Below are 15,636 nucleotides of genomic sequence, written 5' to 3'. Positions count from 1 at the left end.
CAATTACCCTGAATTATCCCCTCTAACTTGATTCCCCCTAAGTGGGCAGAATCAGATTAGAGGGGATTTTATTATTTATAAAGTTGCTGCGTAAAGTAAGATAAGTTAATTTTTGCAGGCCATGCAGCAAAAGTGCAGATCAAGAGATTTGTGCGTACACCGCAATACTGCTCAAGAACAGCTTGCCTCAACCAAGAAATTCCAAAACCTACGCAGTATTGGCGTACACCGTAGCTCTGATAGCTTGATTTAGAACTGATAGACAAAAATACTTGAATCCATTTAGACTCAGCTTAACAGTGTATTTAAGAACAAGGTATAAATGACAGCAGAACAAAAATATACTTCGATTAATCCTCTCGAGTTACTCGAATTGCAGACAGGATCGGTGTTGACATCTGAACAGGAAACTATCGAAAAATTCCAACCTATTCAAAAATACAAGGAAGATTGTAACTGTTCCTTCAACATTGGCATCAAACCTTTGTATCTTGATAGTGAAATTGCCACCATCACAACTTTTCTGCAAAACTTGATTGATACTCTGCCAAAAGCGTGGGAATTAGGCCTGCAAATATGGCCGCCCTTTAATCAAACGCCTCTTCAAAGTCAGTTAAACCAGGTAGGTGCTGCAAAAATTCCCCGTTTAGTACGTGTTGATTTCACATCTGTAGCAGGGATACCCAAACTCTTTGAAATCGAACATAATCCTAGTGGCTTGGGAATTATTACTCTTTTTCAGAAAGTATGGGGTTGTAAATCGACCCTAGCTCAGCAATATCGTACTCACATCTGTGACAATATTCATTTTCTGCTAACTCAAAAAGATTTAGATTATTACGATGCCTGCTTCTTTATGCAGGAAATGTCTGGGAAAACTGACCAAGTGCATCTATTGGGTGAATTAAAGGCGGAATTTTTTCAGCAAGAGAAACTTCATTTTCACCGCTACTTTGACCCTTGGAAAATAGAAGCTGAATCCGATTCACCTTTGAAAACAAATCTAGAGTTGCTTTTGCAGTCTTGGGTAGAAGGTAAAATAGAGATAGAGCCTCATCCCGATCTTCTTATGTCTAAGTTAGGATTAGCCTCTATTTTTAGCCAAACTAATATATGGGAACAGGCTGGGTTAAATCTGGAAATTGCCCGAACAGTTATTCCAGAAATCCAATTGCTGTCTGAAATTACCGAGGAAATTCCTGAACGTCAAAAGTCTGTTCTCAAAGTTTTAACACCAGATCAGTCTTATGGTTCTAGAGGTGTTAAAGTTGGGTCTTATCAAAGAGCGCAAAAATGGATCAACTTCGTGCGCGAACTTCGTGCGAGTCATACCCTTGCGGTAGTGCAGAATCATATTGAACACCAAAAACAAATATTACCTTTTATTGATGATTCCGGGGCAATCCAAGAAGAAGAGTTAGATGTTCTCTATCGTGCTTTCTTTTTGCAAACTGACACAGGCTTAACTTTTGCTGGTGGCTACTACGTAGGCTGTGCAGCCAATACTAAGTCAGGGAAAGTATCTGGTGTAAGTGGGGTGCGGGGACCACTGTTTAACTTTTTTTAGATCAGCGAGATTTTAGATTATATCGACCTCAGCACTGCGATAGCTTTGAAATTTTGTCCTGAAGAAATAATAGTTAACAAAAATAGCGATCGCCTGTTATGGAAGAGTGAGCGATCGCTCTATTTATAAACATTCAATTCTCAATCTTGCGATGCTGCCATAAGCTCATATCACAACCCCAACCAACACCGCAAAGATTGCTCTAAAAGTTCAGCATCAACATCAGCTAACTTGCCAATCACTTTGACAACTAAGCTTTTATGCACTGTGTATAAACCTCTCTTGACTGCTGTAGCCGCGTTTAGCCCTGCTGCTGATCATTCAGACAAGATAAACTCACCTTCTAGCAATGCTCCAGTTTTGCTCGTCAAGAGTGTGATTAAAATGTCTTGAGAAACGTGTGGCGCACCTACAACAACAGCAGGTCTAACTTTTTAACTGGACAAATCTGAAAAGGGATACTGAACCAAAATGATGTCATTTTTAGAGTCGTTCGGCATAGACTTTCCAGATTTATGCCGTGCCATTTCTGCGAAATACCCTAGTTATGGTAAAGCATGTCACACAGAAAAGATACAGCAGTCTTGCAAAGAAGTTAAGCAGATTCTACTTAAGTTACATAATCAAGGAGAATACCCCTCAGAAGCTCGTGTGTCTGAAATAATGACTCACCCTGGATATCTCCGTTACAAACAGGTTCGTGCTGCTTTAAATTAAACACGAGGTGAAATTGGAGTGTAAAGCTATTAAACTTAAAAGGGCAGAGTAAGTTGGCTTCTTTTTCTACACCTGGAAAATTGGAAGTATAACTTTGCTGCCCACTATTGGAACCATAAGCTTGGCGTTGCAGCAAAGTATGGGTAAATTCACATATTTAATGTGCGAATATGCATTTTCATTGATGGGCAGTACCAGACTCGAACTGATGACATCCTGCTTGTAAGGCAGGCGCTCTACCAACTGAGCTAACCGCCCGATTGACTAATTCTTTATTAATATAGCAAAACATTTCGCGTTGCGCTAGTAGTTTTGGGAAAATCTTTTTTTCTCTTATACTGGCTCAGTATTCAGTTACTCAAGACTTAGAATGCCCTCTGGTAGAACGCACGATCGCATTACTATGTATGCTCTGCCGTTCGTGGCGGGCGTCACTTTCTGGCAGACTCGCAGTAGTAATGCGACTTTGCTGGTTGCATGTGGGTTTCTGTTCGGTGGGCTGATGTTTGGCCCAGATTTAGATATTTACTCTGTCCAATTTCAACGCTGGGGTTTCTTGCGTTGGATTTGGTTACCTTATCAAAAAAGTCTGCGTCATCGTTCTTTTTTATCCCACGGGCCGATTATTGGTACGATGCTGCGGGTAATTTATCTGGGATGCTTGCTAGGTATTTTGGCAATTTTTATTTTGGTAATTGCCGAAAAGCTCTGTAATTTTAGTTTTAGTTGGCACGATTTAGGGGGAACTATCGGGCGATCGCTGTTGGAATACCATACTGAATATATTGCCTTGTTCTTAGGTTTAGAACTCGGTGCTATGAGTCATTCTCTCAGCGATTGGACGGGTTCAGCATATAAGCGCTTTCAAAAACAGGGGATTCGTGGGTTACTTCCTAGTGGCAAAATGAAGAAGCGTAAAGTTACAACTCGCCCTCGTCGTCGAGCAACAGTGAGCAGAAAGAGCAACGGGAGAACGGCAAAGGACAAAGGACAAATAACAAATGACAAATGACAAAGTTGACACTTTGACTGCGTTACAGGAGTTAATAGAAGTAGTAGCAAAATTGCGATCGCCTGATGGTGGTTGTCCTTGGGATTTGGCACAAACTCCCGAAACTTTGACACCCTATGTCATCGAAGAAGCTTATGAGGTGGTGGATGCAATTAAAAGTGGGGATAAAAGTGCGATCGCTGAAGAGTTGGGCGATTTATTATTACAAGTAGTGTTGCAAGCCCAAATTGCGAGTGAATCTGGCCAATTTTCCCTCAAAGAAATAACTCAAGGCATTTCCCAAAAGTTAATTCGCCGTCATCCCCATGTGTTTGGTGATGTCTCGGTGCAAAGTATGGATGAAGTGCGGCAAAACTGGGAACAAATCAAAGCTGCGGAAAAAGGCGAACCATCCCCAGAAAATCAAAAACTCAGTGCAAAACTCAGTCGTTACGGACGCACCCTTCCCCCATTAACTGCGGCGATGAAGATATCTGAAAAAGCTGCTGCGGTTGGGTTTGAATGGGAAAACATTGAGGGAGTCTGGGACAAATTTCATGAAGAATTGGCGGAGTTTCAACAGGCTTTGGCAGAAGAAACTCCAGCACGCCAACAAGCAGAATTAGGCGATTTACTATTTGCGGTGATTCAGCTAGCCCGTTGGCATAACCTTGACCCCAGTGCTGCTTTGCAAGGCACAAATCAGCGATTTATCCAACGGTTAGCAAAAATGGAAACAGTTGTTGACCGTCCCCTTAGTGATTACAGTTTGGATGAGTTAGAAACTCTTTGGCAACAAGCAAAAGCTCAACTTGCTCAAGAAGGAAGTGGGGAATAGGGAATTGGACATGGGATATTGGGGCAATAAGTAGGGTTAGAACTTAAAGCTTCAAGTTCAAAGGCTCAACTTCGAGGCTCAAAGGCGCAACTTCAAGGCTCAAAGGCTCAACTTCGAGGCTCAAAGGCTCAACTTCAAGGCTCAAAGGCTCAACTTCGAGGCTCAAAGGCTCAACTTCGAGGCTCAAAGGCTCAACTTCGAGGCTCAAAGGCTCAACTTCGAGGTTCAAAGGCTCAACTTCGAGGTTCAAAGGCTCAACTTCGAGGCTCAAAGCCTGAAACTTCCTAGTACTTACTCCCCATTCCCCAATTCCCAATTCACTTTTACAATTTTTCAGCATCAAACCACTTATCATATAGCGATTGATAAGTGCCATTTTCTTTGATACTCAGCAGGGCTTTATTAATTGATTTGCGGTAGGAACTGTTATTAGGCAGAACGATACCATAACTTTCTTCGCGCAAGATACTGCCAACAATCTGTACTTTACCTTTGCCTTCATTGGCAGCATAGAAAAGGAGTACAGGTGCATCAAACACCACAGCGTCAGCTTTTTTTGTTTGCAGAGCATTGTAAGCTTCCTCAATCTTAGGAACTTCTAGAATTGAAATATGATGTTCTTTTAGATATCTGGCTGCTGTGCTACCCGCAGTTGTGGCCACTACCTTACCGGGTAAATCGTCTATACCCTTGATATCACCTTGAAGTTGCTGCACTGTTAATGAAGTGGTAGCGCTGGCTGTAAAGTAGGCGACGAAAAGTACTCCGATGAACATCCAAACAATACCTACTAGGCGTCCTAGTACTCCCTTGGGCATTTCATCAGCTTGGGTGGCTAATGTGGCAGCTGCCCACCAACCAGCTTTAAAAATACCAGGAAAGTATGATTTAGGAACCAGCCCTTCTTGGTGATGCCGCTCAGATAACCAAATAATGTGAGCTGCTACGACAATTAGCACCAGGGCAATGCCTATTACCTGCAAGAGGCTGGCAGAGAAAAACAATTGCAAAATATTTGGAAAGGCGCTGTTCTTACTGTCTGCGTTTCTCACCATAATTTGCAGCCCCCCAGCAAAAATGGGTAATGAGAAGTCAAAATTCTGCTCGCGTTCGGCTGTAATTGAGATGGCTGCAATCCCCAAGTCGGCTTTTTTGTCCTGAATACCGGAGAGCAGTTCTGCCACAGTAGAATATTCAATAAATTTATACTCTAGACCTATTTGGTTAGCGATGCTACGCCAAAGGTCGATACTGAATCCCGATAGCTCACCGTTGTCTGATAATACAAACGGCGGTATGACTCGTGTAGCTACTAATAAAGGTTGTTGGGCTTGGGGTTTTTGGGCTAGTCCTGGGGAAGCTATTAATAATAGTGCCAGAATTGTGACTAGTAATCCTATGCAGGTATACAGTGCTAAAGAACGCCTGGTTTGGTTTTTGCGGTAATGTCTGTCAAAATATGTGATGGTGCTTTTCCTACAAGCTATAATTTGCCGAAATCTAACAGCGATCGCATTTATCATCAGAATTTTCTTGGGATTGTGTGCAATGTCTATTTATCATGCCCACCCCATATCAAATATCACATTGATTGTCCCCCGAATCTCTATTCGTAATTCAAGGGCAAAAAATTTAATTAAATCAGCTAGCTTGTAAAGTAACTCGCCGCGACGGGTGGCAGATATTTTTCGCCATTCTCCAGAGGTGAAGGCAGCATGGGCTGCTTGTACTGCTTTCTCTACATCTGGGACGTCTGCTTCTGAGACTTTGCAGATTACTTCACCAGAGATAATAAGCTAATCATCATTCATTTTTTCAGAATGATTCGCTTGTACTAAGGGCTTCAGCCCTGATTTTATGCAACTTAAATGCCGATTAGCTTATAAAATTCCTAATTGATAATTAATAATTCGTAATTACGGTACACAAAAAATCCCAAAATACTTTTATAAATTTTGAATATTTTTTGTATCAACGAGAACATACATCTGCTATTCTCAAAAAAAACTTACTTAATAGAAAATTTGTTGGGGGAATACGCTAGATGTCCGATCCTACCTTATTCAATGCCAACTCCTTAAGCCTGTTGCCTACGGAACCTTTTCTCAATTCTCATACTTTTATTACCAGCGAAACTTTAGATTTAAGTTTGTTATCTACTTCGATAACAGCAAAACCTCAACTTTCTCTAAATTACGGGATTGATATCGATGCGATTAACCAAGGTCTAACAGCTTTGAGGTCTGAAGATTCCTCTGTTAAAATAGAGCAAGGAATAGCAGGAATTGATTACTTAACTGGACTTCCAGAAGACTATGTTAGCTCTTCAAGTATTAGTAGTTTGAGTACAGATTCTGTTTCTACATCCATTTATTCAGAAATTAGTGGTTCTGCTGCCACCAGCTTTACAAATGGGCGATGGGCAAGTCAACAAGGTGGATTTGGAAATGAGCAAAAATGGCTCGCTGGTGACTTCAATGGCGATGGAAAAGAAGATTTAGCCAATGTCTTCAACGATGGCGGTCAAGCCAGTATTGATGTTCATCTCTCCAACGGTAGTAGCTTTACCAATCAGCGCTGGGCAACTCAACAAGGTGGATTTTGGAATCAGCAAAAATGGGTAGTTGGTGACTTCAATGGTGATGGGCGAGATGATTTAGCTAAGGTTTTCAATGATGCAAATCAAGCCAGTATTGACGTTCATCTCTCTAACGGCAGCAAATTTACAATTAAACGGTGGGCAACTCAACAAGGTGGATTTAGCAATGACCAAAAATGGCTAGTTGGTGACTTCAATGGCGATAAACGAGCAGATTTAGCCAATGTCTTCAATGACCAAGGTAAAGCCAGTATTGATGTTTATCTCTCCACCAGTAGCAGCTTTACCAATCAGCGCTGGGCAACTCAACAAGGTGGATTTTGGAATCAGCAAAAATGGCTAGTTGGTGACTTCAATGGTGACGGGCGAGATGATTTGACTAAGGTCTTCAATGAGGGAGATCGAGCTAGTATTGATGTCCATCTTTCCAACGGTAGCAACTTTACAATTAAACGGTGGGCAACTCAACAAGGTGGATTTAGCAATGAGCAAAAATGGCTAGTTGGTGACTTCAATGGCGATAAACGAGCAGATTTAGCCAATGTCTTCAATGACCAAGGTAAAGCCAGTATTGATGTTTATCTCTCCATCAGTAGCAGCTTTACCAATCAGCGCTGGGCAACTCAACAAGGTGGATTTGGGAATGACCAAAAATGGCTAGCTGGTGACTTCAATGGCGATGGGCAAGATGATTTAGCCAATGTCTTCAATGATGCAAATCAAGCCAGTATTGATGTTCATTTTGCCAATAGTGCGGGAAATTATAGCTCTATCAATGGCTATGGTTTAGTAAATGCTGCTGCTGCTGTTGCTAAAGCTATTGGTCAACCCACCTTTTTAGATATTCCCAATTTAGGTGGCACTAACTGGGGGGCAGATTCGATCAAAGCTCCAGAAGTGTGGACGCAAGGCTATACAGGTCAAGGAGTGGTTGTTGCTGTATTGGATAGTGGCGTTGACCATAACCACTCAGATTTAAATGCAAACATCTGGACAAATAGCCGAGAAATCCCCGATAACGGTATTGATGATGATGCCAATGGATATATTGATGATGTCTATGGCTGGAACTTTATTAATAACAACAATAATACTTTAGATGTTTATGGCCACGGCACTCATGTGGCCGGTACGATCGCAGGAGTTAAGAATGATTTTGGAGTTACAGGCATTGCTTATAATGCCAAAATCATGCCTGTGAAAGTTTTGGGTGATGATAATCAAGGCACTTACCCAGCGATTACCCAAGGAGTTTATTACGCCGTCAAAAACGGGGCAAAAGTCATCAACATGAGTATATCTGGAACCGTTGGTGACGCAGGGTTAGAAACAGCCATTCAATACGCTACCAGTCAAGGTGTAATTGTCGTTATGGCAGCAGGTAACTCAGGAGGTTCAACTCCCCTATACCCTGGTAACTATGCTACTAAGTGGGGTTTAACCACTGGAGCCGTTGACAGCAATAATAATCTAGCTGATTTCTCTAATCGAGCTGGCACTGATTCCAGCATCGCTTATGTGACTGCACCAGGAGTAAGTGTGTACTCTACGCTACCGAATGGAACCTACGGCTTTTATAATGGCACTTCTATGGCTGCTCCTCATGTAGCAGGTGTAGCAGCCTTAATGCTCAGTGCCAATGGCAACTTAACTGCTAGCCAAGTGCGCGAAATTCTCACTGGAACTGCGGTTAACGTTTAGGGGGATAAGCAGGGAAGGGGACAATGGGACAAAGAAAACAACTCAGCACGGGCTAAACCTTAGCTATCCGCTAACAGCACTCCTAACGCCCATTGTTGATAGGATGAGTAAGTTGAAGGTTTTTTTGTAATATGACTATTTTCCAAGTTGGTTCTCCCTTAATAGCGATCGCCGGACAAACCCGCCAAGCTGCAAGTAAACTGGCGATACTCTCGACGGAGGCCAAAAATCAAGCACTTGTGGCGATCGCTCAAGCTTTAGAATCAGCTAAAGATGAAATTTTACAAGCAAATATTGCTGATTGTGAAGCTGCTACTTCCGAAGGAATTCCCAAACCACTTTATAAGCGCTTACAGCTGGATGAACATAAATTAAGAGATGCGATCGCTGGGGTACGAGATGTTGGTAAGCTAGCCGATCCAGTCGGTAAAGTGCAGATTCACCGCGAACTCGACACTGGTTTAATTCTTAAACGAATTACTTGTCCTTTGGGCGTTTTGGGGATTATTTTTGAAGCCCGTCCAGAGGCGGCGATTCAAATTGTCTCTTTAGCGATCAAATCTGGAAACGGTGTAATCCTCAAAGGTGGGAAGGAAGCGGTGCGTTCTTGCGAGGCGATCGTTAAGGCAATCAAGCAAGGATTATCTCATACTGCTGTTAATCCTGATGCAGTACAATTGCTGACAACTAGAGAAGAAACTCTCGAACTTTTGAAATTAGATAAATATGTAGATTTAATTATTCCCAGAGGTTCTAATTCTTTTGTCAGATTTGTACAGGAAAATACACGTATTCCTGTACTAGGTCACGCCGATGGAATTTGTCATTTGTATATAGATAAAGCGGCTGATATTTCTGTTGCAGTTCCAATTACAGTCGATGCCAAAGCCCAATATCCTGCTGTTTGTAATGCTATTGAAACTTTGCTAGTTCACTCATCAATTGCTAGAGAATTTTTACCAAAAGTTGCTGAAGCTTTAGAAGAACGGCATGTGGAGTTAAGAGGCGATAAACGCACTTTAGAAATTTTACCCAACATCAAAACGGCAACAGAAATCGACTGGGAAACAGAATATAGCGATTTTATTTTATCGGTTAAGATTGTAGACACAATAGAAGATGCGATCGCTCATATTAACGAATATGGTTCTCGTCATACCGATGCGATTATTACTGAAGATTCAGCGTCTGTTGAAACTTTCTTTGGACTGGTAAATTCAGCTAATATATTCCATAATTGTTCTACCCGATTTGCTGATGGTTTCCGTTATGGTTTCGGTGCAGAAGTAGGGATTAGTACGCAACAAATGCCTCCCCGCGGCCCCGTTGGTTTAGAAGGATTAGTGACATACAAATATCAAATGACTGGCGATGGACATATTGTCGCTACTTACACCGGGGCGAATGCTAAAGCTTTTACTCATCAGGATTTAGTGTAAAGTATTCTCACATATCCCTCTTCTGTCACTATCCGAAACTATTTGCCTTTTCTAAAGTCTAGAGCTTTTGTATAGCAAGTGATCGCGCGATTGTTTTCTAATAACAAATACAAGACCTATTTTTTTCTAATAGAATAGCTTATATTGATTGCCTCATGAGGCTTACAGCGTTGCTAGACTTAGGCCACTCAGGTCAGGATTTGAATAACTTGGATGATTTTTAAGTTTCCATTTATACCATAAACACCACAGACAAAAACCAGCAATAGCACCAAGTAAAGCAACAATAAATGACCGCAAGAACGTTAATAATCCATATTCAATTGAGTCTAAACGCCATATAGTAACAAAAAGAAATATTGCTCCTGGAAATGCTGCAACTATTACTGTTAATTAAATTATAATTAACATGAATGTTAAAGTTACTTACTATTCAATACTTGTCGGTTAAGGGGAAAAGGGGAAAGGGAAAGGGGGAAAGAAAAAACCTTTAACCTTTTCCCCAAACCCAATTCCGAGTTAAAAATGCTTAACCGAGCAGTATTGACTTACTATTAAGGTAATAATTACTTAATATTTTAGTACAGGATTGTGATAAATATCTTTAGCTGGCATACAAGATTAGTAATTAACTTTAAACTAACGCTTTCAATAACGCTTGAAGTTTAAGCTGCACCTCTGCAAACTCCTTGTCAGGATCGGAGCCAGCAACGATACCAGCACCAGCATACAACCTCGCGCGATCGCCATCAATTAATGCTGAACGAATTCCCACAATAAACTCACAATTTCCCTGAGAATCTATCCAACCCAGAGGCGCCGCATATAAACCCCTTTCAAAGCTTTCATAACGACGAATTTCGGCACAAGCGACATCTCGTGCTGCACCAGCAACGGCTGGCGTCGGATGCAATTGAGCGACAATCTTTAATGGGTGTATGTTAGGAGGAACTACAGCGCTGATTGGTGTCCATAAATGCTGAATATTAGATAATTGTCGCAACCGGGGTGCTAATATTTGGGGTAATAAACCTAGCTGGGATAGACGTTGAGTGATGAAATTAAGCACCAATGAATGTTCGTGCTTTTCTTTTTCACTATTGAGTAAGCGATTGGCATTAGCTGCATCTTCCGCAGGAGTTTTACCTCGTGGTGCAGAACCCGCTAAAGCATCGGTGATTAACTGCTGATTATTAATACTAATTAATCGTTCTGGACTAGCACCGATAAAGTTTTGTCCTTTGCCATTACTGGTAGAAAAAATATAACAATTAGGATGTATTTCTCTGAGATTATGTAATGACTTAACTAAGTCAAAGTCATTGCTTGACTTCACATCTAATATATCTGCTAGGACAATCTTACTTAAATGACTAGACCGGATTTTTTCCAATACAGAAGCTACTGAATATTTAAATTGAGCAGCGTTTGTAATAGATTTTTTGTAAAATTTTGTTGCAGCATCAATATCTGGAGAATAATATTCTAAAGATTGGAGAAATTCAATTTTTGTTTGTATTATTTGTAACAAATTTTCAATCTTGACATCAGCATTAATAATTATATTTGTAACTAATATGCAACGGTCATTTTTCACAGATATTTGCCAACGTGGCAGAAAAATAGTAGCAGATGGAAATGGATAATCTACTTGGATATTTTTATCAAAAAAGCTGAAATAACAAAAAAAATGAGGACCAGAAAAAGGTTCGTTTGCATTACCAAAATTAATTATATTTTTTAGACAAGATTTGATAAAATACTCAGCTTTAATAAAACGATCTATACCATCAATTTGTAATTTTGTGACAGCATCAATTGCCGCGATCGCCTCTCCTTTACCTCTGTTCTCAAAGTAAAAATTTATTTCATTTGCTTGTGTAAGTTGTTCCAATACAAGTAAAGGGTCAACTAAATCTATCTCTTGGGAGATACTGACAATTTGACTACAATTATTTTTAAGGCACTTTTTTTGCACTGCTAAGAGAAATTGATATAAATCTTTGTGCTGTACAAACAAGTTGCTACGACATGGTGAAACTGTCATGGATCTAACGATAGTAAATTTTTTTTAAGTTAACTTCCTAAAGTGTAATTAATCGTGGTCGTATTTCTACAGGTAACATATTAAGTTGCCATTTCACCAGCGTAAGGTTTGCCTTGTTGGTGGTGTTATTAGACCCTGAGAAGCCAGTTTCGGCCTCGGCCACAACTTTAGTATCAGAGTCTTGAGTCGAATCTCACGACAAAAGTCTTTTGTCTTAGTAATATTCTGGGAATTTAATTAATTACGACTGATGACTACCAAGCAGATTTTATATCCCAACACGAAGTTATGGATGGCAGCGATTAAACCGCCGATGTACAGCGTTGCCATTATCCCCATTTGGGTAGGAACAGCAGTAGCATTTGCCGAAACAAAAATTTTCAATGTTGCAGTATTTTCTACTTTTGTCGCAGCGGCAATTTTAATTCTCGCCTGGGAAAATATCAGTAATGATGTCTTTGATTCCGAAACAGGTATCGATCAAAATAAGCACCATTCTCTAGTTAATTTAACTGGCAATAAGATATTAATATTTTGGTTAGGAAATTTGTGTTTAGGTTTGGGGTTATTGGGGATAGCAGCGATCGCCTTTTGGCAACAAGACCTAACTGTAATCGGCATAATACTCTTGTGCTGTGGTTTGGGCTATATGTACCAAGGGCCTCCCTTTCGCTTAGGATATCAGGGTTTAGGCGAAATTATTTGCTTTTTTGCCTTTGGTCCCTTAGCAGTGGAGGCAGCCTATTACAGCCAAACCTCAACTTGGTCGATGACGAGTTTAGCAGCCTCAGTAATTGTTGGGATTGCCACAACTTTAATTTTATTTTGCTCACACTTTCACCAAGTTAAGGATGACATAGCCGCAGGTAAGCGATCGCCTGTCGTCCGTCTCGGAACCGAAAAAGCTGCTCAACTCTTAGTCTGGTTCACTAGCAGCATTTATCCCCTTACCTTGTTGTTTGTACTGTCGGGAGTTTTTCCAGCCTGGACGCTACTGAGTTGGTTGAGTTTACCCTTTGCCATCAAATTATGCCGCCACGTCCAAGAAAATCACAATCGGCCTGACAAAGTTAGTAATTGTAAATTCATCGCCGTAGCCGTGCATTTTTGGAGTTGCTTGTTGTTGGGTTTGGGATTTGTGCTTTAAGGGTTTGGGCATAGGGCATTGGAAACAGACGCAAAATAACTAATGACTTTTGAGAAAGGACAAATGACTGATGACTAATAACAATTCTGATAAAGCTTGACTTTCCCGTAGTGACATACAGATTTGAATTTCGTCCTTATCGGCGAAGATTTGTGCGATCGCTGACTACCAATCACGGAAATTGGGATATTCGTGAAGGTATTATCGTTCGTCTCATCGATGAATCAGGTAAAGTCGGCTGGGGAGAAATCGTCCCCATTAGTTGGTTTGGTTCCGAAACCCTAGAACAAGCCTTAGATTTTTGTTGTCAACTCCCAGAAAAAATCACAGACGAGATAATTCTCTCCATCCCAGATGAGTTACCTGCTTGTCAATTTGGTTTTGAGTCAGCGCTAGAGATGGGCAAAGAAGACGCGGAGAATGAAATTCACCAATTCCCCGCATCCTCTTACCTCACATACAGCGCCTTACTACCAGCCGGAGAAGCGGCTTTAAATCAATGGGAAACCCTATGGGAGCAGGGATATCGCACATTTAAATGGAAAATTGGGGTGTATGCGATCGCTCATGAATTAAAAATTTTTGAGTCATTGATACACACCTTACCAAGTTCTACCAAACTGCGATTAGATGCCAACGGTGGACTCAGCTATGAAGAAGCAAACTTATGGCTGTGGACTGGCGATAATCTCAAAGCAAATCGAGAATCAACCCTAGAAATTGAATTTATCGAACAACCGCTAGGTGTTGAGCAATTTCAGCAGATGTTGGAATTGAGTATGAATTATGAAACTGCGATCGCTTTAGATGAATCTGTTGCCACCCTTGGGCAACTCGCCGCCTGTTATCAACAAGGTTGGCGAGGAATTTTTGTCATCAAGCCTGGGATAGTCGGATCGCCATCTCGTCTGAGAAAGTTTTGCCAACAGCATAAAATTGATGCGGTATTTTCATCAGTATTTGAAACAGCGATCGCTAGACTTGCAGGACTCCAACTAGCAGCAGAATTATCCCGAAATAATCGGGCAGTTGGTTTTGGCATCGACCATTTTTTTGAACAACATGAAACCTCGTTTCAAAAGTTATGGAACAACCTTTAGAGTGTCTTAATAACCTAGCTAACGATGATTGGCTTATCGGTTATAACAGCCATGAATTTCATCAAATAGCTCAAGATTTATATTTAGAATTAACAAATTTATCAGCATCTAAAACACTACCAAAAATCATCTTAGCTGAACGCGAACCATTAAGATTTCTAGCAAGTTTTATTGCTGCTTGTGCAGCTAAATGCCCAGTTTTTCTTTGTAACCCCGATTGGGGAACACAAGAATGGCAACAAGTCTTTGATTTAGTAAAACCAGATATTATTTTGGGAGAAATCCCTCACTCTCACACTCCCACACTCTACCACTCAGAACGGGCTAAACGCCCCGCTAACAGCACTCAGCACAGGCTAAACGCCCCGCTACCGCTAACAGCACTGATTATGATTCCTACAGGTGGTTCATCAGGGCAGATTAAATTTGCCATCCACACTTGGGAAACACTCACAGCATCTGTACAAGGATTTACAGAATATTTTCAACTAAAACAAGTAAATTCCTTTTGTATGTTACCGCTATATCATGTCAGCGGCTTGATGCAATTTATGCGTTCTTTTGCCACTGGAGGTAAATTAGCTATTCAAGCATTTAAAGACGTAGAATCTGGTAAAATCTTAAATATTAAACAATCAATATTTTTCATATCTTTAGTTCCAACACAGTTACAAAGACTCCTGCCAAATCCCGAATTAACTGAATGGTTAGCCCAATTTTATACTGTACTTTTGGGAGGTGCGCCAGCATGGAATGAACTATTAGAAAAAGCCAGATTTCATCGCATCCGCTTAGCACCAACCTATGGCATGACAGAAACTGCTTCTCAAATTGCTACCCTCAAACCAGATGATTTTCTTAGTGGTAAAATTAGTAGTGGACAAATTCTTCCCCATGCCAAGGTAACTATTCGTAATCAACAAGGCGAAATTTTAAAGCCCCATCAAATCGGAAATATCACTATTTATACTCAATCTTTAGCCCTTGGTTACTATCCGATAACTAGAGAAAATCAAGATAATTTCCAAGTAGATGATATAGGTTTTTTAGACGAGCAAGGTTACTTAAATATAATCGGACGTAATAGCGATAAAATTATTACAGGTGGCGAAAATATTTACCCAGTAGAGATTGAATCAGCTATCCTAGAAACTCAAATGGTTGCCGATATTTGTATCATTGGTATCCCTGATAAACACTGGGGACAAGTCTTAACAGCAATCTATATTCCCAAAAAATCAGATACCTCTGTCTTAAACATGCAAACCCTACTCAAAGACAAACTCAGCAAATTTAAAATCCCTAAATATTGGATTCCCCAAGCAAACTTACCCCGCAACTCCCAAGGTAAAATTAATCGCCAACAGCTACAGCAAATAGCTACAGAATTCTTACAAAATTCAATCACATAATTTTTCTAGACTTTCTTCTTTCTAAGCCGCGCCAGTTGCTTCAAGAGGGGAACTATCTCATATCGTTTCACTTTAAGA

At 40.6% G+C, this 15,636-nt stretch carries 13 protein-coding genes and 1 tRNA gene; 9 read left to right on the top strand and 5 right to left on the bottom strand.

Annotated features, from left to right (window positions below):
* The first annotated feature begins 322 nt into the window (after nt 1-322).
* Together ACFG4S_RS27350 and ACFG4S_RS27345 are read left to right on the top strand one after the other, a co-directional pair.
* On the top strand, nt 323-1,567 hold the full coding sequence (locus ACFG4S_RS27350) for a hypothetical protein (protein WP_392532068.1): 1,245 nt from the start codon (nt 323-325) through the stop codon (nt 1,565-1,567).
* A 471-nt stretch (nt 1,568-2,038) separates the two neighbouring features.
* Nucleotides 2,039-2,284, top strand: a complete 246-nt coding sequence (locus ACFG4S_RS27345; protein ID WP_392532067.1) for a hypothetical protein — start codon at nt 2,039-2,041, stop codon at nt 2,282-2,284.
* 185 nt (nt 2,285-2,469) lie between these two features.
* Here ACFG4S_RS27345 and ACFG4S_RS27340 read toward each other — a convergent pair.
* A tRNA-Val gene (locus tag ACFG4S_RS27340) sits at nt 2,470-2,542 on the bottom strand.
* Between the two features lie 112 nt (nt 2,543-2,654).
* Between ACFG4S_RS27340 and ACFG4S_RS27335 the strand changes: the two genes are divergently transcribed.
* On the top strand, nt 2,655-3,296 hold the full coding sequence (locus ACFG4S_RS27335) for a metal-binding protein (protein WP_392532066.1): 642 nt from the start codon (nt 2,655-2,657) through the stop codon (nt 3,294-3,296).
* Nucleotides 3,286-4,113: a nucleoside triphosphate pyrophosphohydrolase gene (mazG, locus tag ACFG4S_RS27330; protein WP_392532065.1), complete on the top strand. Its 828-nt coding sequence runs from the start codon at nt 3,286-3,288 to the stop codon at nt 4,111-4,113. Before ACFG4S_RS27335 ends, mazG begins: the two co-directional genes overlap by 11 nt.
* Before the next feature lie 43 nt (nt 4,114-4,156).
* Here the strand turns inward: mazG and ACFG4S_RS27325 are convergent, their stop codons facing one another.
* From ACFG4S_RS27325 to ACFG4S_RS27315, 3 genes are read right to left on the bottom strand one after another with little or no spacing between them, the layout of a single operon-like run.
* Nucleotides 4,157-4,453: a hypothetical protein gene (locus ACFG4S_RS27325; RefSeq protein WP_392532064.1), complete on the bottom strand. Its 297-nt coding sequence runs from the start codon at nt 4,451-4,453 to the stop codon at nt 4,157-4,159.
* Entirely contained in the window at nt 4,437-5,636 is a 1,200-nt protein-coding gene (locus ACFG4S_RS27320; RefSeq protein ID WP_392532063.1) for a transporter substrate-binding domain-containing protein, read from the bottom strand. Before ACFG4S_RS27320 ends, ACFG4S_RS27325 begins: the two co-directional genes overlap by 17 nt.
* Before the next feature lie 36 nt (nt 5,637-5,672).
* Complete coding sequence (locus tag ACFG4S_RS27315) at nt 5,673-5,888, bottom strand: aldehyde dehydrogenase family protein (RefSeq protein ID WP_392536092.1); 216 nt, start codon at nt 5,886-5,888, stop codon at nt 5,673-5,675.
* A 269-nt stretch (nt 5,889-6,157) separates the two neighbouring features.
* Here ACFG4S_RS27315 and ACFG4S_RS27310 point away from each other — a divergent pair, with 269 nt between their 5' ends.
* Together ACFG4S_RS27310 and ACFG4S_RS27305 are read left to right on the top strand one after the other, a co-directional pair.
* Complete coding sequence (locus ACFG4S_RS27310; protein ID WP_392532062.1) at nt 6,158-8,413, top strand: S8 family serine peptidase; 2,256 nt, start codon at nt 6,158-6,160, stop codon at nt 8,411-8,413.
* Between the two features lie 131 nt (nt 8,414-8,544).
* Nucleotides 8,545-9,852 carry a glutamate-5-semialdehyde dehydrogenase gene (locus tag ACFG4S_RS27305; protein WP_392532061.1) on the top strand — a complete coding sequence of 436 codons (1,308 nt, stop codon included), beginning with the start codon at nt 8,545-8,547 and terminating at the stop codon, nt 9,850-9,852.
* Nucleotides 9,853-10,486: 634 nt separating this feature from the next.
* On the opposite strand, the gene ACFG4S_RS27300 is transcribed toward ACFG4S_RS27305, so the two are convergent.
* Nucleotides 10,487-11,899, bottom strand: a complete 1,413-nt coding sequence (locus ACFG4S_RS27300) for an isochorismate synthase MenF (RefSeq protein ID WP_392532060.1) — start codon at nt 11,897-11,899, stop codon at nt 10,487-10,489.
* A gap of 250 nt (nt 11,900-12,149) precedes the next feature.
* Between ACFG4S_RS27300 and menA the strand changes: the two genes are divergently transcribed.
* The 3 genes from menA (at nt 12,150) to ACFG4S_RS27285 (ending at nt 15,558) form a co-directional block, all read left to right on the top strand.
* Nucleotides 12,150-13,046 carry a 2-carboxy-1,4-naphthoquinone phytyltransferase gene (menA, locus tag ACFG4S_RS27295; protein WP_392532059.1) on the top strand — a complete coding sequence of 299 codons (897 nt, stop codon included), beginning with the start codon at nt 12,150-12,152 and terminating at the stop codon, nt 13,044-13,046.
* A 110-nt stretch (nt 13,047-13,156) separates the two neighbouring features.
* Complete coding sequence (locus ACFG4S_RS27290) at nt 13,157-14,146, top strand: o-succinylbenzoate synthase (RefSeq protein ID WP_392532058.1); 990 nt, start codon at nt 13,157-13,159, stop codon at nt 14,144-14,146.
* Entirely contained in the window at nt 14,131-15,558 is a 1,428-nt protein-coding gene (locus ACFG4S_RS27285) for a 2-succinylbenzoate--CoA ligase (protein ID WP_392532057.1), read from the top strand. The genes ACFG4S_RS27290 and ACFG4S_RS27285 overlap by 16 nt, the downstream gene beginning before the upstream one ends.
* Nucleotides 15,559-15,636 lie beyond the last annotated feature (78 nt).

Source organism: Nostoc sp. C117, from assembly GCF_043099735.1.
GTDB lineage: Bacteria > Cyanobacteriota > Cyanobacteriia > Cyanobacteriales > Nostocaceae > Nostoc.
Note: the sequence above shows the minus strand (reverse complement) of the source record. Positions and strands in the feature narration are given on the sequence as shown.